We start from the raw sequence: 20078 nt of genomic DNA, 5'->3' as shown, positions 1-20078 counted from the left end.
CTTTTGCCCCTTGCCCTTTGGTTAATTGATACCAACATCTTGGAAATTGATTTTTTGTACTTCGTAGTAATTAACGCCCTTCAAGTTATCACGGTAAGCCAATACTTTCGGATGCTGAACTAAGAACGCATATGGCATGTCATCTGCCAATAATTTTTGCAACTCTTCTGATGCTGCTACACGTTTGTCTTCGTCTGATTCTGTTTGGATCGTTTTCTTCAATTCTGCCATCTTCGTATTTGAAGTGTCTGTCCATTTCGCACGCTCACCGACTGTATCGCCTGGTAAGAAGACTAGCTGGTTATTGATTTCCATATAATCTGGATGCCAATGCATCAGTAAGAAGGCTTCTTTCCCTTCACGGTAAGAATCAATTACGACTCCGATCTCAGATGTTTCAATCTTAGCATTGATGCCGATTTTTTCTAAATCGTCTTTGATTTTTTGACCAAGAGTTGTCCAAGACATCCCTTCTGTATCAAAGTTGGCAACTGTGAATTTCACTTCGAAGCCATCTTTGTAGCCCGCTTCTTCCATCAATTTCTTTGCTTCATCAAGATCTTGATAATCTTCATCCTTTTCTAAAGCACCAGTAAATCCTTTTGGCACAATATCAAGCGGCAACACAGCTTTATCGCCAGAGATTTTCAGTAATTCTTTATAATTGATCGCTTTACGAACGGCTTCCTGAACTTTAGGATTAGCCATTGGTCCGCCAATTTCTTCATCTTGATTCATCAATAAGAACGTTGTAGTTGAACCAACATAGTTTTTGATCTTCACGCCTTCTTGGTCTTTTAGTTGCGACACATTATCCACACCGATACCTAAAGCAATATCGATATCGCCTTGTTTCAACATTTGAATCTGTGTGTTTACATCTGGGATTTCTTTACAAATGACTTTATCATTTTTCACTTCGCCCCAGTATTCCTTGTTCTTCGTTAAACTAAGTTCTTCGTTTTGTTTCCATTTGTCCAAAACATAGGCACCTGAACCTGCTGAGTTTGAATTCAACCATTTTTCAGCGGTATCTTTCGAAGAAGCATCCTCCGCATCCGTACCGCCATGCTCTTTAACAACTTCTGAATCAACGATGGCAAACGAGTTATTCGCTAATTTCACTAAGAAAGCTGCATCTGGTTCTTTCAATGTGAATTTCACCGTATAATCATCCGGTGTTTCAATGCTTTCCACATTTTCCGTATGGTGAGTCGTGTTACTCTTCAGATTTTTGGTCCGCATCACACTGAACTTCACGTCTTTAGAAGTTAACTCATTTCCACTGGAGAATTTCACGCCTTCTTTGATTTTAAATGTATGGACTTTTTGTGAATCATCCATTTCGTGAGATTCTGCTAATGAAGGCTCTGGTGTCGAGGATTCATAGGTCCGATACAAATAATCATACATCGCGTAATACACCATGTTTCCATATACTTCATATCCATGATGAGGATCTAAAGTCTTCAAATCAGATGCCATCCCGACTACCAACGTATTATCGCCATCTGCACTGCCGCCACCCTCGCTTGACCCATCTGTACTACCGCCACCGCCGCCACAACCAGCGAGTGTCAACATTGCCAGACAAATGACGCTCCACAACATCTTCCTTTTTTTCATACCTTTGCTCCTCCTTGTTTTTACTAATGTATTTAATTTTTCCTAGGAAAAATTAAATCTGATTAAAACGCCGTATACCATCCAACTAGCTCCTTATTCTTTTATTTCACAGAAATTTTTTTTGCACGGTCCACTTTAAGGAACTGTCAAAAGTTGGACTGGCATCCTTGTTTTTACTAAAAGTTATTCCTCTTTATTATGTAAATGGCAAGCCACAAAATGATTGCCTTTTACTTCCAATAATTCAGGTACCTCAGTTTTACATTTCTCCATCGCGAAAGGACAGCGGGTGTGGAACTTACAGCCCTTAGGCGGATTCGCTGGACTTGGCACATCGCCAGTCAATACGATCCGATCAATTTTTTCCTTATCAATCGTTGGTGCCGCTGAAATCAAGGCTTTGGTATAAGGATGCAGCGTGTCATTGTATAAAGCATCCCGATCCGCCAATTCTACGATATTTCCTAAATACATCACGGCGATGCGGTCACACAAGTGATAAACCACTCCTAGATCATGAGAAATGAAGAAATAGGTCAAATCCATTTGCTTTTGCAGCTCTACCAACAAATTGATGACCTGTGCCTGGATCGATACATCCAGCGCTGAAACTGGCTCGTCACAAATAATGATATCCGGCTTCAATGCCAGTGCACGAGCAATTCCGATTCGCTGCTTTTGTCCTCCCGACATCTCATGAGGGTAACGATTTTTATACTCAGGAGCTAATCCGACCATCGTCAACAAACGATCTATCTCCGCTTCAATTTCAGCCTTTGTCATGTCCTTCTTATGATGAATCTGGAAAGGCTCCGCTAAAATACCGCTGATTTTGTTCCGCGGATTCAGACATGCCGACGGATCTTGAAACACAAGCTGGACCTTTGAACCAAAGGCTACTTTTTCTTTCCGATTTTTAAAAGCGCTAACATCTTGTCCATCAATAATAATCGTTCCATCAGTGATCGCACCAAGATTCAACATGGTTTTGCCTAATGTACTTTTCCCGCACCCGCTCTCACCTACGATCCCGAACGTCTCGCCTTTTTTTACAGTTAATGACACATCATCGACAGCTTTCAAAGTTCCTTTTTTGCCTTTACTGTCGCGGATTTCAAAATATTGTTTGACGTGTTTCATTTGAATAATCGGTTCTTGCGTCATCATTTACGTCGTCACCTCAGTTTCTTCTTCTGTCGAATACTTAAAGCAACGGACTTTCCGTCCATCTTCACTGGTTGTAATCGCTGGTCGTTTCTCCTTACAGATAGCCATCGCGTAAGGACAGCGAGGATGGAAACTGCAGCCTTTAGGCATTTCATTCAATTGAGGAACCATGCCTTCAATACTGCTTAACTTCCCCTTTTTATCGTTAATATTTGGAATCGCTGCGATCAAGCCCTCCGTATAAGGATGCTTTGGATTGTCTAATATTTCACGAATCAGTCCTTGCTCTACGACTTTTCCAGTGTACATGACAATAACGCGATCACAGATTTCTGATACTACGCCTAAATCATGAGTAATCAAAATGATTCCCATTTTGAGACGTTCTTTTAATTCCTTCAATACTTCTAAAATTTGTGCTTGAATTGTCACGTCTAATGCGGTGGTCGGTTCATCCGCGATTAACAGCTGCGGATCACAGGCAAGGGCCATCGCAATCATTACCCGCTGCCGCATTCCTCCAGACATCTGATGAGGATATTCATTGAAGCGCTGTTCAGGTGCAGGAATCCCCACAAGCTTTAACAGCTCTATCGCTTTTTCCTTTGCGTCTGCCTTTGAGATATCTGTATGGATCAACATGGACTCGACAATTTGTTTCCCGCATTTATGAAGCGGATTCAAAGAAGTCATTGGCTCTTGGAAGATCATCGCCAAATGATTGCCACGAAAATGCTGCTTTTCCTTCTCCTTCATAGCAATCAGGTCTTCACCTCTAAACACAGCTTTTCCAGTGACTGTACTAGTCGCTTCGTCTAATAGCCCCATGATACTCAGAGAAGTCACACTTTTCCCACTGCCGCTTTCCCCAACGATCCCTAATGTTTCGTTTTCATTTAACAGAAGCTCTAAATTATTTACGGCAGTCACTTCTCCGTTATAGGTACGAAATTTGACTGTAAGCTCTTCGACCCGTAGCAGTTCTTTCTCCATAAAATAATTAACTCCCCACTTTTCAATTTTTAAATTATGGTTAAAAAATAACTGTAGATTCTAATTTTAAAATCAGTCAGTCTCCGTGTATTTATTCAGAATATTCGAAAAATATTTTATTTTTTGATTATACCAGTTGACAAAAGATTGTCAATATAAAGTTTTATTCACTCTTTTTGAAAACCAAGCCACAATAGCTCTCATCATCGTTTACCCAAAATTGTTATTTTTATTATGAAATATTGATGAGCATCTCTAATCTTAAAAAAATGAATTTTATTATCAATCAAAATATGACCTAATTGAAGAGCTCGAAATAACAAAACAAGAGTTTTTAACAGTCTACTTTTAAAAACTGTCAAAAACTCTTGAGTAAAGATTCGATTGGGTATTACATTAACTTCTCAAAGCGACTTTCGATGACTCCTAAGTGCAACTGGTTAAAGTCTCGGAAAGACTGACAAGGCATAGCTTTCTTATCACAATCTTCCGCAATATACAGCGGTTTAAAGCCTAATTCCTTAGCTTCATACAGTTGTTCCGGAGAATTCGAGATGAAATTGACCTTTTGATACGCTAGCTCCACCTGCAGAAAATCCACTAATCCATGAGGAACCGTCCCAGCCTTTTCACCATTGATCGAAAAATCTAAATAGTCAGCCAGATGATGCTCCAGTAAAACTCGATTCATCATCTCTTGATCGTAGAAAACCATGCCGATTTGCTGTTTTCGACTTTTCAGATAATCTAGCAATTGATGGACCTTTGTTTGATCTTCTTCCCGTAAAAAAATACTCTCACTTGAAAATACAAAAGTTTCAATCATTCCGCTTCCTCCTACTCTATTCATTTGTGCACAAATTCACTAATTGCACTAAAAAAAATTTCTCGATTTTTCATCCCTGATAAGAACAAATGTAAATCTTGTTCATCAAGTTGTCTTTTAACTTACATCATTTTTGAAGCGCTGTCAAATCTTCTCATAGGTTGTGCTCATCTCGGATACGGAAAAACCTTCTAACATCAATCCCTTTCCTCCTTTTCGTTATCTACGGGAAAAACAGGATTTATTCGTATGTTATCTATAGAAGAGTTTTTCCCGCACATGCTATAATAAAGGCGAGAAAAGCCTTTCAATACGTTGTCAGAAAGGCATGATACGATGGAAAAATATTTACCGACAAACGATTTGTTGTTTAAGAAGCTGCTGACCTCTGAGGATTCTCCGCACATTCTGAAAGCCTTCGTCAAAGATTTATTAGGACTGGAATTTATGACTCTGAAACCGAAAGTTCCTTACCATATTGATACGTACAAGAAAAATTATGATGAACTGAAGCTTCGGATGACCGAAGTGGATATCTTGGCCACGGCAGACGATGGCAGCTGTACAACGATTGAATGCCAGATTCAAAAGCATAAATATTTCAACGAACGCACGCTTTTTTATCTGGCAGAGGCCTATTGTTCACCCTTTGGCAATACCAAAACCATAGAATTTATCGAGAATAATAATTTTTCTGCGCTCCGACCAGTGTATGGAATCAATGTCGTTGATTTTGACTTATTCGACCGTGAAAAAGCGGCACTACGAATTTTCCGTCTACTGGATGAGCAGACACACGAACCCTTTATTGGTCAAGAAAACAGACAATTGCTGATGCTCTGCTTCCTTAGCTTGACCAATAAGAATATCAAAGAAACCAGCGCAGCCCGCCACTGGCAACATTTTCTTAAAACCGGCGAAGTCACACCAGATGCGCCCAACTATCTTAAAGAAGCCAAACGTAAAATCGATTTTTATTCGCTAAAGGAGGAAGAACAGACGATGATTATGAACATCAACAAAACCGAAGCCATCCGAAATGCCGAGCTTTCAACTGCGAGAGATGAAGGGATTGAACAAGAAAAATATACCATTGCTCAAAAAATGCTAGCAGCAAACCTTTCCTTTGAACAAATCGCAGAATTCACTGGTTTGGACATTGATGAAATCAAAAAACTACGGGATGAACAAAAATAAACTCCGTCAAAGAAAACACAATGCAAAAAGGCAGGAACTTCGAATTCCTGCCTTTTTGCATTGTGCTAATATAATAAGCTCTGCATTGTTTCTTCTATTAAAGAAGCTCTTTCACCATATCTAACAAAGCTTTGACATCTTCTGGTCGTGTATCGCCCGTTTCGGAATCAATGATTGAACTGTAAACATGAGGAATGACCTTTTTTACCCCAGCATCTAAAGCGATTTTAACAATCTCTTGAAAATTCTCCAAATCGATCCCGCCTGTTGGTTCTAAATAGAAATCATTTTCTGCGCAGGCTTTTGCGACTGCCTCGTATTCTTCTTTATGGGCAAGACCTTTCATTGGGAAATACTTGACCGAACTTCCGCCCATATCCTTCAATAAGGCGATGGCTGTCTCAATAGGAACGATCGCCTCTGCTGTTTGAGAACTCAAAGGTCCTGTGGCGATATTGACATAGCCCACTTTACCGCAAGGAGAAACGAGTCCATTGATTACTGTATCCGCCTGACCTAACAAAGCCCGTGAGGTTCCTACACCCGTGAAGACCTGGTTTACATGCTGCGGCTGCAGCACGCCAGAAATTCGGGAAACCATTTGGCTTTGATTTGGATCACCGGCACCAAGTCCGACAGATAGTGCATTTTCTGTTGCTTCCTGATATTTTTTCATCGCTTCAATCGCGGCTTCATCGTTGTCATAATTTTTTGACAGCACTCCTAAAACAACGTGTCCTTCTGCCGCTTCGTAACAGTCACGAGCATTTTCGACAGAGTTGGCTAAGACGTTTAAACAAACACGATCTTGATAGTAATTTGGGGTTAAAGACATTTCGATTTGCTCCTTCAATTTATAATTTGATTTGATATCTCTACATGATTTCATTTAATCGTGTAATGATCTTTCCTAGTTCTTCCTCATTGACAGAGCGGATATCAAACTCGATGATGCCATTATTGGCTTGGTATTCTCGTGTATAGATCGCAGGATTTTCTGCTTTTAGTGCGTTAATTACTTCTGTTGCCGGTTTATTTTGGACTTTTACACTGGCCCGATAAATGTCTCTGCCAGCACCATCTTGAACAGTTTTGGCTTCGAGTCCTTCAATTTTATTAAGCTCTTCAATAAAAGGCAATAGACGTTGTTTCATCGATTCACCTGACTCGCTGCCATTTTGTAAACGATCCTCCAAAGCCTGCGTGAAGCCTAAAATATTGTCTTTGCCGATCTTCATTGCCCGGCCGATTCCTTTGCCCTGCAAGCGAACCCACTCAATATATTTTGCTGTGCCTATCACCAATCCGCTGCTTGGACCTTCAATCGCTTTGGCGCCTGAATAAATGACCAAATCCGCTCCAGCTTGAAAATATTTGTAAAGATCTTCTTCCGCCGCCGCATCAACGATCAACGGTACTTGATGCTTCTTAGCAACTGCAGCAGCATCAGCGACTGTCAGCATACTTTTTTGCACTGTGTGATGGCTCTTGATATAAAGTAGTGCTGCAGTATTGTCGGTAATCATCATTTCCATTTGTTCGGCTGAACAGCCGTTAGCATATCCCGCCTCAACAACTTCACCGCCGCCTAGCTCTACCATTACTTCAACAGGAGTACCATAATCAACATTGTGTCCTTTCGGCACGAGAATCTCGCGTTTTTTGATCCGATCGGTATAAGGATGATAGGCGTGATACAAACTGCCTTGTCCAATAATCGCAGCAACAGATTGTGCGATACCGGCTGAGGCAGAAGATACGATCTGCGCATCCTCAACCTTTAAAAGCTTTGCCAGATAGGCGCCAGTCTGAATAAATAATTCACTCATCTCAAAGAAATGCTCTCCGCCAAAGCGCTGTGCTGCTAAGACATTTTCTGATACTTTTGATACACCTAGGATCGTCATTTTTCCAGATGCATTGATAACTTCCTTTAAGCCAAATTTGTCATAACTAATTGTCATAAATGGTGCCTCCAATAATCGTTTTCACTGGTTTGATCAATTCCTTCGCGGTACGAGTGAAACCATTTGAATCGGTCAATGTCTTTTCTCCGTTGGACAAATCAAAAATCGTTAAATCAGCATCATAACCAGCTGCCAATTTACCTTTTTTCTCTAAATGGAAATAGTGTGCCGGTACATTTGTTACCTTATCCAAAATCTCTTCCCACGAATATCCTACCACACGTAGCTTTTCCATTGTTGTTGCCAAATCGTAGACAGGTCCATTTTCGCGATTGCGATGATAGATGTCCGTACTAATTGATGTGGCTTTGATCCCTGCTTTTAGCGCAGTCTCTGCAACATGAAAGTTAAAGCTGTCCGTACCGTGACCAATATCAAAAACGATGCCTTTGTCATAACCTGCTTTGGCAAAATCCTTGATTTGATCTGTCTCTTTGTCCAAAATCCCATTCGGTTTGCCGTTAAAGCAATGAGTCAACACATCGCCTTCATCCAATACTGCTAATATTTCTTGCAGCTCTGGCGGCGCTGAGCCGATATGGATCATTAATGGCAAGTTTTGATTCTTCCGCTGAATATCTTTTGCTAATTCCAGCGGTGTAATCCCATTTTCACCAATAACGGTCTTACTCATTCGCGCTTTGATTCCTACGATAAATTGTGGAAGCTCAACCAATCGATCATGTACAATATCCGCCTGAATCTTCGTTAAATCAGCTAGTTCATCTTGTTCAACGATACCCCATTTTGAAATATTGATGAGTGCGTAAACATTGGTCTTGACCTTTTTAGACAACTCATAAAAATCGCCAATGTTTTCTGCACCGGTCGTTCCAGCATCAATCACGGTTGTCACACCTTTGGTTACACCGATTTCATCCGGATAATCATAATAAAGTGTCATTTTTTCATAGCAATGAACATGATCATCAATCCAACCGGCGGATACATAATGCTCTCCTGCTAAATCGATTATTTTTTCAGCGGGGGATTCAATCGTGGTGTCTACATTTAAGATCACGCCATCTTTGATTGCCACTTCGACTTTTTCCCCGTTGATACGTTTGCCATTTTTGACTAATAAATCAAACATCCTTCGGCCTTCTTTCTACTGAAGCGCGACTGGGAAGATCGTCCCAAGTATCATCGCTCCAAGAATTGCTCCACCAGCTATTGGTTTTTTCCAAGCATAAAATCCTAGTGCTCCTAATGTTGCACCAATCCCAATCGGAATTGAAGCACCACAAGCGCTCAAAATAATCAGTGGTCCTAAGAAACGGCCGGATGAGTTTCCGGCTCCCATCATCACATCTGCACCAAAGGTTGAGTTCGCCTGATTGATGGTGAACTTACGAATCAAAATAATCACACCGCCAACTAATAACCCTAAAACAGCACCCGTTATCAATGACAGAGCAAAGTTATCGATTGGTGCCCGAATTCCCATGCTCAAGAAGATCGCCGGAATTCCGATACCGATCCCCGTTAAAATAGAACCGCCTAAATCCAGAATCCCTACCAAAGAACCTTCCAAAATACGTGCAAACAAGAAGCTTGCGCCAAATGCCGCCGCTGCTCCATAAGAACCACCGTCTAACCCAGCCTTCAACATCGCTACGATCGACACTTCATTAAAGGCTCCTACTCCGTGTACGACATACATATGAGTTCCAGCAAAAACCGCTGCTGCCATGATTCCAACGGTGATCGGAAATGCCCAATCCGCATACCAGAAGCTTTTCGCTTTTTTCTCTTCAGAAAGCATTGCTTGCTCTCTTTCCAATTCCTCTGTGTTGTCCATTGATTTTCCTCCTATTTCGTATTAATGAATTTACTTTTTCAAGAAAAAGTAAGTTTTATTCTCACCACGTATATCATTCTGCTAAACTACTCAATCGGTATATTCACAAAAACGAATGACTATATTCTCTACTTTTATTTTTTTGCAAAAAGCAGAACTGACATCCTACTTCATATTAAGGTATTCATTTTTTTCAAAAATGAGTTCTATTTTCATCCGTATACCATTCCACTAGTATCTTGAAACTTTAATTCAACTTAATTGCATGATTAAGCTCTTTAATCACTATAAAACTGCGAAAAGTGGAACTGGCATCCTATTTCATAGTTGTCTGTTTACTTTTTTCAAATAAGAAATGCAAATACTATTCTCATCACCTATTCAATCTGCTTTATCTAGTTAATACGCTATCCAACAACTTTTTCAACTAACCCCTAAATTAAAATTGCCCCTAGCTCAACCCAAGCATTTTATGGATGTTTTCCAACCAATTTGGTGCTTGTAATTTGAAGCTTTCTAAGACTTGCAGATCGAAGCCGCGGAAGAAGCCACTCAAGACGAATAGCAGGATAATTGCTCCCATCATCATCTTCGTTACTTTTGACCAGCCGATTTCGTCGACGCCTTTACCAATCAAAATCCCTAATACAACACCAGGTACGGCATTTCCCATGATCAATTGAGCGATTCCGCCAAATAGCGTTCCCCAGAATCCAGTGCGTTTTCCTGCATCTAACGCCGCCAACCAGAAAATGACTGGCATAACGACATTAATCAAAGTTGTTGCTGCTGGAACCAATACGGCTACGGCAGTTACTTGTAGTGCTTCTGGAATCGCTGCTGCAGTTGAATTTAAGAAAGCAACAACAAGTGCACCGACAACAGCACCCACAAAGCCCATTTTTCTCGGATCATGCATCGTTTCTGAAACATTTTTATTTTTTGCTAATAAGACCGAAGCTGCCCAGTTGGGAATGATTCGATGCGTCACATCCTGAGTAAATGCTCCTGCTCCAACCGTTGAAGCCCAAGCATTAAAGAAAAAGCCGAGTCCAAATGAGAAGTGCGACGCAGGGTCTCCCATACACGCATTCATTTCTCCCAAGGTACGAAAGGCACCCAACCCTTGTGTACTTGGGGCATGGAACATACGCGCCGCGCCCATTGAGGCAGAAAAGCCCAGTAAGCCGCCAATGATGATTGATTTAATTAAGATAACTGTAAACTCCACTATTTTTTTCCTCCCTTTATTTATATTTTCTTGGAAATAACTGGTAGTTGAATGCCATCAGGATCATCTGTCGCTTCCTGTGCAAATGCCACTTCATTGACTTGAAGGGTTGTTACATTAACCGTCACTTCCAACTCCACATGATAGCTCGTTCTTTTTCTTGGAAAGAAGAAAAAGAGGAAGCGTTCCTTATAGGTCTTTTCAACTGCCTTAATGACTTCTACTTCGATCGGTTCAATGCGTAAAATGACCTCGGATTCCTGCATCATTTTCTTCTGGATATCTCCTAAGGCACTGGCAAATGCATGCTGTTTGGAATCACCTTTGCCTTCGACTGTCACGATGACTTGTTGGCAATCTTGAATACTCATTTACTCATCTCCCTAATTGTGTTTCTTTTCAAAAGCTTCCACTAGACGTTTGCCTAATTCTTCCACATCCATAAAGCCGAAACCTAAAACTGTTTTGCCATCATTGATTGCAGTGACGCCTTCTTCAATGGAACGCATACCGTGGCGTTCTGGATAGCCATATTTAGTTGAAGCTGTCAGTGCGCCTGCTCCGCCACTGCCACAAAATGAAATCCCCATATCCGCATTTTCCTGTTGCATCACATCACCCAACCGCATATCCGCGCCCATCCCTGGAACAACGACTGCTCTTCCGCCTGCTGCTTCGACACCTTTTGCTACGTTTTGTCCTTTACCCATTCGGTCTGCAATTACTACTGTGATCATTTATTTTTCCCCCTATAATTAATTTTGTTTGGCTGTTTCAAAATGAATAGATAACACATACATCTCGTCTTGCGATAAATGGTCGATTTTCTTCACGACACCATCTGCTAAATGCAACGCTTCTTTTGACACTTCACTGAACATTTCTGGGTCCACTTCTGGAATCGTTTCTTGCTCCTTCGAACGCTTCAACATTTCATTTAAATGATTGATCAAGATCGTCCACTGTAGTTCAGTCGGTTCGATTTTCGCTATAATAAGTTCCTGCTTCAACCAATCGATTAATTCTTCTAGTTCTTTTTGATGCTCACTGGTTGAAATGATTTGTAATGCCTCTCCAGTCACGGTCATTGACTTCCTCCTTTGATATAAGCAAATAGAGCATTGATTTCTGATTGATTAATCGCTAGATTGTGTTCGGCAAACAGCTGCTCTATCTGTTTGTTGTATGACGTAGAAGCAGTGAACGCTTCATCTGTCTTGTTTCCTTCCATCATATATTGCTGATCAAAGGTAATCCGATGAACCATTAAAAAGACATGCAGTAAGAAGGCTTCACGATAATCTTGATTCAGCTGCTCTTGAAATAGCAGCAACAATTTCTCGTAAATGGTATACGCTTGCAATATTAATTCCTTACTGAAATCTTCTAGTGAGGTTCGATTTCCTGCCGGTTCTAATCTCAATTTTCTGCTGCCTTGTTGCGGTGAGTGATTCAGGATTTTTTTGACTGCTTGTTGGATTTTTTCCAAATCCTGTTTTGTTGGCAGTGGATGTACTTTGACGAACTCACACGTCATTCCTTCAATTGGAAAAATACTGATGACTAACTCCGGTTCTTTTTGCTTAATGATCTCCTGGGCATTTAATACTGAAGCAAAAGCCGCAATCTCGATATTCGAGAGCTCCTCCGAAATTTTTTGCTTAATCAAACTGGTCACCCCTAAGCCCGTCGAACAAACATAGACCGCCCGAACACTCCGCAGATCGGCCGCCTTTTCGTAAGAAACGAGAAAGTGCAACGCGATGTAGGCAATAAAGGAATCATTAATGAGCAAACTTTTTCCTTGTATCTCTCGCCGTACAACTTTTTCAATGGCATCGAACAATTCGGGATACTTCGCCTTGATATCATCCTTAAACGGGTTATACTCATTCACGAATTTCTGTTTGCGAGATAACCGCATCGATAAATGCGCATATAGATTCGTCAACAGCTGCGGATCGTTAAAAAAGGGATAATAAATCTTTTTACTCACCTTCTGAATCAGATTCTCCGTCAGAGTCATGACATCCTGCTGCAGATCATTTTCAAAGGTATCGCTGTAAATATAGCGATATTCATCTTCGAATAAGGGCAGCTGATAATGTGCAAAAACTTGCTGCATCAATAAGTAAGAGAGTTCTTGCTGCTCTTTTGGATCATTCAGCAACTGATAACGACCGATCGTGTACTCGTTTTGCAATCGGACTGTAGCGATCGCCACGCGAATCAACATGTTCAGCAACTCTGCATAATTCAATTCCGCGGTATCAATCTGCTTCAACAGCTGCCGCATATCTGCAAGGACTTGATTAAAAACTTCTTGAAACGCTGTCCCCTTAGCTGAATACAGCTCATAGCCTTCTTGCTTTTCACTTTGCAAAAGCAGATCCATGATTTTGTAGATGTCATAATCCGTCAAATCCTTTTGCAGCACCTCTTCGATTAACAATCGGACTTGATGCTCTGGACCAGTAATCAAAAAACCTTTCCGCGGTAACCGTTCAAGCGTCATTCCCTGCTCTGATAACCGCTGCTCTAAAACTTCTAAATCATTCAGAATCGTATCCTTACTGACCATCAAACGTTCCGCTAATTCAAAAGAGGTAATTGCCTGATTTGTCAGCATCAAGTAGATACTCAGCCGATCCAAACGCAAGGTTTGATCCGCATACAGCTCTAGGCGATCAACATCCATCAGTTCACTTTTCAGCTTGATTCGTTCAGAATCACTCAGCGTTAACCAAACGCCTTGGCTCCTTTTGCTCGCTAACTCTTGATTTCTTTCCTGAAGCCACAAACGAATGTTTTCCAAGTCATACTTAATTGTGCGTACGCTTACATTCTGCTGATCAGCCAACTCTTTCGTGGTTCTTGGTTGTGAATCTTCAAGTAATTGAAGCAATACTTGAATCTGTCGTTTCGTCATCTGTTGCATCATGCTCTCTCCTTACACGTTTAACTATAGTGATTAATTTCTTCTTCAACAATATGAAATGATTGCACTTACTCTAGTGCAAAAAGTCTTTATTCCATAGGAAATGCCGGATTCTATTAAAAAAATAGAGGAAAAAAAGACACATTGAGTGGAAATAGCCCACTCCTTCATTGCACTAATCACTTTATAAAGTTATCATGTAAACGTCACATAGTAGGGTGTCTCGTTTTCTCCTTCGCCGACTGTTAAACTTACTGTATCAACTTACAGGAGGCATACTATGGAGAAAAAAGAGATCGTACCTATTCAGATCGTGGATCGAAATCCACCGATGTCGCCAACTGCTCCAGCGAAATCAAAACTCGCGGCTCGAGTGAAATTGGGACAAGCTGAAGCTTACATCTACAATGGAACGGACAAATATATTTTGGCAACGATCATGAAGGAGTTGAGCATCCATGCTTCTCGACTTCACTCACGTACCTAATATCTTTATCGTTTGTGGGAAAACCGATCTTCGAAAAGGAATCGATGGACTTGCGGCCTTTGTCACAGAAACATATCAACTCGATGTTTTCGATCACTCGCTCTTTCTGTTTTGTGGCTCAAAACCAGACCGCTTCAAGGCACTTTACTGGGAAGGTGATGGCTTTTTATTATTGTACAAACGATTTGAAAATGGTCGGCTTCAATGGCCGAAAAACTCTTCAGAAATGAAGAAATTAGATGTTCGGCAATTGAAACGACTGCTTATAGGCTTTTCGATCGAAGAGAAGAAAACCATTCATTCCAGCACCAAGGGTGCCTTCTATTGAAGTAGTAGAAACGTTGGTTTTATGCGATTTCTACTACTTTTTTGTCGTCAGAAATGGTATAATAATAACAGGTGATATCAAGCGTGGAGGTGTAAATGATTGACTAAAAAGGGAAATCAGCTTCTTTTGGATAACAAGAAACTGGAGAAGCGTCTCCAAGAAATGACTGAACAATTTGAACTCGTCCTTGAACAAAATCAGTACCTTCAAGAACAGCTATTCGCGATGCAGCGTCAGATGTATGGACGAAAAAAAGAAGATACGCCATCTGTCGATGGGCAAACAAATTTATTTGATACAGACCCTTTTAAGGAACCAGAGCAGACTGGTCAGGAAAGCCAGGAATTGATTGAGGTAAAGAGCTTTAGACGGAAAAAGACAAAAGGAAAAAAAGCCTTGTCGCTTGCCCACTTACCCGCAAACCATCTTCACTATTATTTGGAGGGCGAAGACTGTCTTTGTGATGCCTGTGGTACTCACATGACTGAAATTGGCTCCACCGTCGTCCGTGAAGAACCTCTATTTATTCCTGCTCATATTGAAAAAAATTTATTTCACCAGCATGCGTACAAGTGTTGCACATGTGAAAAAGACAATGGAACAACATCAATTAAGAAAGCTCGTGTACCAAAACCTCTGATCAATAATAGTTTTGGCAGTCCTACGATGGTAGCTCAGACAATCGTTGAAAAATATATCAAGAAAGTGCCTGCCTATCGGCAAGAGAACGAATGGAAAACCTTTGGCTTTCCATTGGATCGCCAGAAAATTACACATTGGCATCTTCTGGCGACAGACTACGTCTTGTCGCCGCTGTATCAACTATTAAAAGATACCTTACAGAACCAAGAAGTCATTCATGCGGATGAGACGCACTACAATGTCTTAGACGTTCCAAAAGCCACGACCTATTATTGGCTGTATACTTCTGGAAAAGCAGAAAGCTATCCCATTGTTCTTTACCAACATGAATTATCGCGCAAACATGAAATCCCTCAGAATTTTCTTACACACTTTACTGGCTATCTACATAGTGATGCTTACGCAGCTTATGGAAAAATGGCTGGCATCAAGAATGTTTACTGCTGGGCACATGTTCGTCGGAAATTTCATGAAGCGATCGGCTCACAGCCCAAAAAATATAGCACCGCCTTATTAGGCGAGCGCTATTGCGACCTTCTTTTCAAAGAAGAGAAGAAACTACGCCATCTAGATCCAACGGATCGTCAAAAACAGCGCAGTCAATGGATCAAACCCATCGTGGAGGAATTCTTTTCTTGGGCATCTAATCTATGTGTTCTCCCAAGATCAAAACTGGGAGAAGCCGTTGCGTATCTGCTAAAGTACAAGGAAGGATTGTGTACTTTCTTAGAGGATGGACGGTTAGAAACCACGAACAATCGCGCGGAACGAGCCATCAAAGAATTGGTGATCGGTCGAAAAAACTGGTTGTTCTCAAAAAGCGAAAAAGGGGCGCAAGCAACAGGAATCATTCTGAGCATTCTACGGACAGCTGTAGAAAATGGCTTAGATCCAAGAAAATATCTGATCTATTTATTTGAAAATATCCCCAACCTGCCAAGTTTAACAAAACCTGCGCTGGCAGCTTATTTGCCTTGGAATCAGGAAGTTCAAAGAAAGTGCCAAGCTAACTATTAATAAAAAAAGCACGCCCATCAATCATCCTTAAGTATACAGGAGGATTGATGGGCTTTTAATACACCTTACTATCTGACGCTTACGTTATCATCTTTTCTCCTTGATTTGGATCATTATCCAAAATATTTTTTTCTGATAAAAAACTTCAATAAAAAAGACACGTTCCACTCTATAGGGAATCGTGTCTGTTTACTAACTTTTATTGATTCATAATAAAATTACTTACAAGTTCCGAGAAATATAAGAACAGAAGTGAACATCAGCCGCTGAGGTAGATTGGTTCTTTATCCGAAAATGACCCTATTTGTCAAAGAGTGAACTGTCTAACTCAACTTTTGACTGAGAAAAATAAAAAATGATGATTGTCTCACATGCAAGACTTGAGCAGTTGGCAACTATGCGATTTAATGAGAGGCTGAAATTCTTACATGAAACCTTGATTGATAAAATACACCTAACGATTAAATACTTCATTGATAGCAATCCACTCAAGAAGTTGTATTTTCACTCGTTACTTCATTAATCGTCTCAACACATAGGACAACCCCAGCCACAAAAGCAGGCTGACAATGATTGTAATCATCCAACCAAAAGCATTGTGCTCGAGCGGCAAAGGCATGTTCATACCGAAAAAGCCGGAGACAATTGTAGGAATGGTTAAAAGGACAGATAACACTGTCAAAACACGCATCGTATCATTCAAATTATTGTTCAAAACATTGTTATACGTACCAGATAATTGCTGTAAAATTTGCGAAGATAGCTTCGTCATCTCCACCAATTGCTGCGCTTCGATCAAAACATCATCCAACCGCTCCTTTTCCTGATCACTTAAACGACGATAGATACCATGGCTTTTGATCTGCTGCACTAATAACACATTTTGCCGCGAAGCCGTCACGAAATAAACGATCCCTGTCTCTAAATCTGATAATAGCAATAAATTCTGTTTGGTGGTCTTTTCCTTTAGTAGGTTACTAATACGCTTCCGATCACGATCCATCCCCTCGACAAATGGAAAATACTGATCCGAAACAATGAAAAGACTGCCAAAGAGCAGCTCAAACAATGTGCTCTCAGGATTTTTCTCCAAGTAACTTTTGATTTCGAAATACAAGTATTTATTTTGTTGATTCGTCACCGTAATCAATGTTCGATTGACCACGATGAACGTCATCGGCACCGTTTCATAATGATTGTCAATCTTACGCCGATTCGGTGCATTAAAGATCAGCAACAGTACATCGGTAGTTTTGTCATAATCTAGATGAGCCCGTTCATTGCGGTCCAAGGAATAATCCACAAATTCTCGATCAATCCCATAATCATGATAGAGATTCTTTAATTCGTCCGTATTTTCCGCATCGATATTGATCCAACTGCTCATTTTATTGTTGAAAACTTCTTTTGTATACATAAGCCTGTCTCCTAGCCGTCATTAAGGTCGTCTGCATTTTATCATAGTATCGTAAACGTCACATAGTAGGGTGTCTCGTTTTCTCCTTCGCCGACTGTTAAACTTACTGTATCAACTTACAGGAGGCATACTATGGAGAAAAAAGAGATCGTACCTATTCAGATCGTGGATCGAAATCCACCGATGTCGCCAACTGCTCCAGCGAAATCAAAACTCGCGGCTCGAGTGAAATTGGGACAAGCTGAAGCTTACATCTACAATGGAACGGACAAATATATTTTGGCAACGATCATGAAGGAGTTGAGCATCCATGCTTCTCGACTTCACTCACGTACCTAATATCTTTATCGTTTGTGGGAAAACCGATCTTCGAAAAGGAATCGATGGACTTGCGGCCTTTGTCACAGAAACATATCAACTCGATGTTTTCGATCACTCGCTCTTTCTGTTTTGTGGCTCAAAACCAGACCGCTTCAAGGCACTTTACTGGGAAGGTGATGGCTTTTTATTATTGTACAAACGATTTGAAAATGGTCGGCTTCAATGGCCGAAAAACTCTTCAGAAATGAAGAAATTAGATGTTCGGCAATTGAAACGACTGCTTATAGGCTTTTCGATCGAAGAGAAGAAAACCATTCATTCCAGCACCAAGGGTGCCTTCTATTGAAGTAGTAGAAACGTTGGTTTTATGCGATTTCTACTACTTTTTTGTCGTCAGAAATGGTATAATAATAACAGGTGATATCAAGCGTGGAGGTGTAAATGATTGACTAAAAAGGGAAATCAGCTTCTTTTGGATAACAAGAAACTGGAGAAGCGTCTCCAAGAAATGACTGAACAATTTGAACTCGTCCTTGAACAAAATCAGTACCTTCAAGAACAGCTATTCGCGATGCAGCGTCAGATGTATGGACGAAAAAAAGAAGATACGCCATCTGTCGATGGGCAAACAAATTTATTTGATACAGACCCTTTTAAGGAACCAGAGCAGACTGGTCAGGAAAGCCAGGAATTGATTGAGGTAAAGAGCTTTAGACGGAAAAAGACAAAAGGAAAAAAAGCCTTGTCGCTTGCCCACTTACCCGCAAACCATCTTCACTATTATTTGGAGGGCGAAGACTGTCTTTGTGATGCCTGTGGTACTCACATGACTGAAATTGGCTCCACCGTCGTCCGTGAAGAACCTCTATTTATTCCTGCTCATATTGAAAAAAATTTATTTCACCAGCATGCGTACAAGTGTTGCACATGTGAAAAAGACAATGGAACAACATCAATTAAGAAAGCTCGTGTACCAAAACCTCTGATCAATAATAGTTTTGGCAGTCCTACGATGGTAGCTCAGACAATCGTTGAAAAATATATCAAGAAAGTGCCTGCCTATCGGCAAGAGAACGAATGGAAAACCTTTGGCTTTCCATTGGATCGCCAGAAAATTACACATTGGCATCTTCTGGCGACAGACTACGTCTTGTCGCCGCTGTATCAACTATTAAAAGATACCTTACAGAACCAAGAAGTCATTCATGCGGATGAGACGCACTACAATGTCTTAGACGTTCCAAAAGCCACGACCTATTATTGGCTGTATACTTCTGGAAAAGCAGAAAGCTATCCCATTGTTCTTTACCAACATGAATTATCGCGCAAACATGAAATCCCTCAGAATTTTCTTACACACTTTACTGGCTATCTACATAGTGATGCTTACGCAGCTTATGGAAAAATGGCTGGCATCAAGAATGTTTACTGCTGGGCACATGTTCGTCGGAAATTTCATGAAGCGATCGGCTCACAGCCCAAAAAATATAGCACCGCCTTATTAGGCGAGCGCTATTGCGACCTTCTTTTCAAAGAAGAGAAGAAACTACGCCATCTAGATCCAACGGATCGTCAAAAACAGCGCAGTCAATGGATCAAACCCATCGTGGAGGAATTCTTTTCTTGGGCATCTAATCTATGTGTTCTCCCAAGATCAAAACTGGGAGAAGCCGTTGCGTATCTGCTAAAGTACAAGGAAGGATTGTGTACTTTCTTAGAGGATGGACGGTTAGAAACCACGAACAATCGCGCGGAACGAGCCATCAAAGAATTGGTGATCGGTCGAAAAAACTGGTTGTTCTCAAAAAGCGAAAAAGGGGCGCAAGCAACAGGAATCATTCTGAGCATTCTACGGACAGCTGTAGAAAATGGCTTAGATCCAAGAAAATATCTGATCTATTTATTTGAAAATATCCCCAACCTGCCAAGTTTAACAAAACCTGCGCTGGCAGCTTATTTGCCTTGGAATCAGGAAGTTCAAAGAAAGTGCCAAGCTAACTATTAATAAAAAAAGCACGCCCATCAATCATCCTTAAGTATACAGGAGGATTGATGGGCTTTTAATACACCTTACTATCTGACGCTTACATAGTATCAAATTTTTCGCATGAATACTTCAT

Annotated in this window: 21 protein-coding genes; 7 read left to right on the top strand and 14 right to left on the bottom strand. The window is 40.8% G+C overall.

The window, feature by feature from the left end:
- Window positions 1-21: 21 nt before the first annotated feature.
- From IGI52_RS17770 to IGI52_RS17755, 4 genes are all read right to left on the bottom strand, one after another.
- Window positions 22-1626, bottom strand: a complete 1605-nt coding sequence (locus IGI52_RS17770) for an ABC transporter substrate-binding protein (RefSeq protein ID WP_216407708.1) — start codon at window positions 1624-1626, stop codon at window positions 22-24.
- A gap of 183 nt (window positions 1627-1809) precedes the next feature.
- A complete protein-coding gene (locus tag IGI52_RS17765; protein WP_438781965.1) occupies window positions 1810-2793 on the bottom strand; it encodes an ABC transporter ATP-binding protein in 984 nt (327 codons plus the stop codon).
- Window positions 2794-3786: an ABC transporter ATP-binding protein gene (locus IGI52_RS17760; RefSeq protein WP_438781964.1), complete on the bottom strand. Its 993-nt coding sequence runs from the start codon at window positions 3784-3786 to the stop codon at window positions 2794-2796.
- A 391-nt stretch (window positions 3787-4177) separates the two neighbouring features.
- Complete coding sequence (locus tag IGI52_RS17755; RefSeq protein WP_438781963.1) at window positions 4178-4612, bottom strand: hypothetical protein; 435 nt, start codon at window positions 4610-4612, stop codon at window positions 4178-4180.
- A gap of 336 nt (window positions 4613-4948) precedes the next feature.
- On the opposite strand from IGI52_RS17755, the gene IGI52_RS17750 reads away from it, so the two are divergent.
- Window positions 4949-5809, top strand: a complete 861-nt coding sequence (locus IGI52_RS17750) for an Rpn family recombination-promoting nuclease/putative transposase (RefSeq protein ID WP_438781962.1) — start codon at window positions 4949-4951, stop codon at window positions 5807-5809.
- A gap of 97 nt (window positions 5810-5906) precedes the next feature.
- Here IGI52_RS17750 and dagF read toward each other — a convergent pair whose 3' ends face one another.
- From dagF to IGI52_RS17705, 9 genes are all read right to left on the bottom strand, one after another.
- Window positions 5907-6644 (bottom strand): 2-dehydro-3-deoxy-phosphogluconate aldolase, encoded by a 738-nt coding sequence (dagF, locus tag IGI52_RS17745; protein WP_438781961.1) that lies wholly within the window; start codon window positions 6642-6644, stop codon window positions 5907-5909.
- Window positions 6645-6684: 40 nt separating this feature from the next.
- Entirely contained in the window at window positions 6685-7773 is a 1089-nt protein-coding gene (locus IGI52_RS17740) for a DgaE family pyridoxal phosphate-dependent ammonia lyase (protein ID WP_438781960.1), read from the bottom strand.
- Entirely contained in the window at window positions 7763-8869 is a 1107-nt protein-coding gene (locus tag IGI52_RS17735; protein ID WP_438781959.1) for an amidohydrolase/deacetylase family metallohydrolase, read from the bottom strand. The genes IGI52_RS17740 and IGI52_RS17735 overlap by 11 nt, the downstream gene beginning before the upstream one ends.
- A 15-nt stretch (window positions 8870-8884) precedes the next feature.
- On the bottom strand, window positions 8885-9577 hold the full coding sequence (locus IGI52_RS17730) for a DUF4310 family protein (protein WP_438781958.1): 693 nt from the start codon (window positions 9575-9577) through the stop codon (window positions 8885-8887).
- A gap of 451 nt (window positions 9578-10028) precedes the next feature.
- On the bottom strand, window positions 10029-10808 hold the full coding sequence (locus IGI52_RS17725) for a DUF4311 domain-containing protein (RefSeq protein WP_016181015.1): 780 nt from the start codon (window positions 10806-10808) through the stop codon (window positions 10029-10031).
- Window positions 10809-10828: 20 nt separating this feature from the next.
- Window positions 10829-11179, bottom strand: coding sequence for a DUF4312 family protein (locus tag IGI52_RS17720; RefSeq protein ID WP_438781957.1), 351 nt, complete (start codon window positions 11177-11179; stop codon window positions 10829-10831).
- A gap of 12 nt (window positions 11180-11191) precedes the next feature.
- Window positions 11192-11545 carry a glycine-rich SFCGS family protein gene (locus tag IGI52_RS17715; RefSeq protein ID WP_438781956.1) on the bottom strand — a complete coding sequence of 118 codons (354 nt, stop codon included), beginning with the start codon at window positions 11543-11545 and terminating at the stop codon, window positions 11192-11194.
- A gap of 18 nt (window positions 11546-11563) precedes the next feature.
- Complete coding sequence (locus IGI52_RS17710; protein ID WP_438781955.1) at window positions 11564-11896, bottom strand: PRD domain-containing protein; 333 nt, start codon at window positions 11894-11896, stop codon at window positions 11564-11566.
- Window positions 11893-13746: a BglG family transcription antiterminator gene (locus IGI52_RS17705; protein ID WP_438781954.1), complete on the bottom strand. Its 1854-nt coding sequence runs from the start codon at window positions 13744-13746 to the stop codon at window positions 11893-11895. Before IGI52_RS17705 ends, IGI52_RS17710 begins: the two co-directional genes overlap by 4 nt.
- A 280-nt stretch (window positions 13747-14026) precedes the next feature.
- Between IGI52_RS17705 and IGI52_RS17700 the strand changes: the two genes are divergently transcribed.
- The 3 genes from IGI52_RS17700 to tnpC (IGI52_RS17690) all read left to right on the top strand — a co-directional run bounded on the left by IGI52_RS17700 (window position 14027) and on the right by tnpC (IGI52_RS17690) (window position 16220).
- Window positions 14027-14233, top strand: a complete 207-nt coding sequence (locus IGI52_RS17700; protein ID WP_270791438.1) for a hypothetical protein — start codon at window positions 14027-14029, stop codon at window positions 14231-14233.
- The gene (gene tnpB / locus IGI52_RS17695) at window positions 14205-14561 is read left to right on the top strand and encodes an IS66 family insertion sequence element accessory protein TnpB (protein WP_216411126.1); all 357 of its coding nucleotides are present in this window, start codon (window positions 14205-14207) and stop codon (window positions 14559-14561) included. The genes IGI52_RS17700 and tnpB (IGI52_RS17695) overlap by 29 nt, the downstream gene beginning before the upstream one ends.
- 99 nt (window positions 14562-14660) lie before the next feature.
- Window positions 14661-16220, top strand: a complete 1560-nt coding sequence (gene tnpC / locus IGI52_RS17690; RefSeq protein WP_438780295.1) for an IS66 family transposase — start codon at window positions 14661-14663, stop codon at window positions 16218-16220.
- A gap of 511 nt (window positions 16221-16731) precedes the next feature.
- On the opposite strand, the gene IGI52_RS17685 is transcribed toward tnpC (IGI52_RS17690), so the two are convergent.
- Window positions 16732-17637, bottom strand: a complete 906-nt coding sequence (locus tag IGI52_RS17685) for a magnesium transporter CorA family protein (RefSeq protein ID WP_438781953.1) — start codon at window positions 17635-17637, stop codon at window positions 16732-16734.
- Between the two features lie 132 nt (window positions 17638-17769).
- On the opposite strand from IGI52_RS17685, the gene IGI52_RS17680 reads away from it, so the two are divergent.
- The 3 genes from IGI52_RS17680 (at window position 17770) to tnpC (IGI52_RS17670) (ending at window position 19963) form a co-directional block, all read left to right on the top strand.
- Window positions 17770-17976 (top strand): hypothetical protein, encoded by a 207-nt coding sequence (locus IGI52_RS17680; protein WP_270791438.1) that lies wholly within the window; start codon window positions 17770-17772, stop codon window positions 17974-17976.
- Window positions 17948-18304: an IS66 family insertion sequence element accessory protein TnpB gene (gene tnpB, locus IGI52_RS17675; RefSeq protein ID WP_216411126.1), complete on the top strand. Its 357-nt coding sequence runs from the start codon at window positions 17948-17950 to the stop codon at window positions 18302-18304. Before IGI52_RS17680 ends, tnpB (IGI52_RS17675) begins: the two co-directional genes overlap by 29 nt.
- A 99-nt stretch (window positions 18305-18403) precedes the next feature.
- Window positions 18404-19963, top strand: a complete 1560-nt coding sequence (tnpC, locus tag IGI52_RS17670) for an IS66 family transposase (protein WP_438780295.1) — start codon at window positions 18404-18406, stop codon at window positions 19961-19963.
- Window positions 19964-20078 lie beyond the last annotated feature (115 nt).

The organism is Enterococcus sp. DIV0187 (assembly GCF_051713785.1).
Lineage (GTDB): Bacteria > Bacillota > Bacilli > Lactobacillales > Enterococcaceae > Enterococcus_A > Enterococcus_A avium.
Note: the sequence above shows the minus strand (reverse complement) of the source record. Positions and strands in the feature narration are given on the sequence as shown.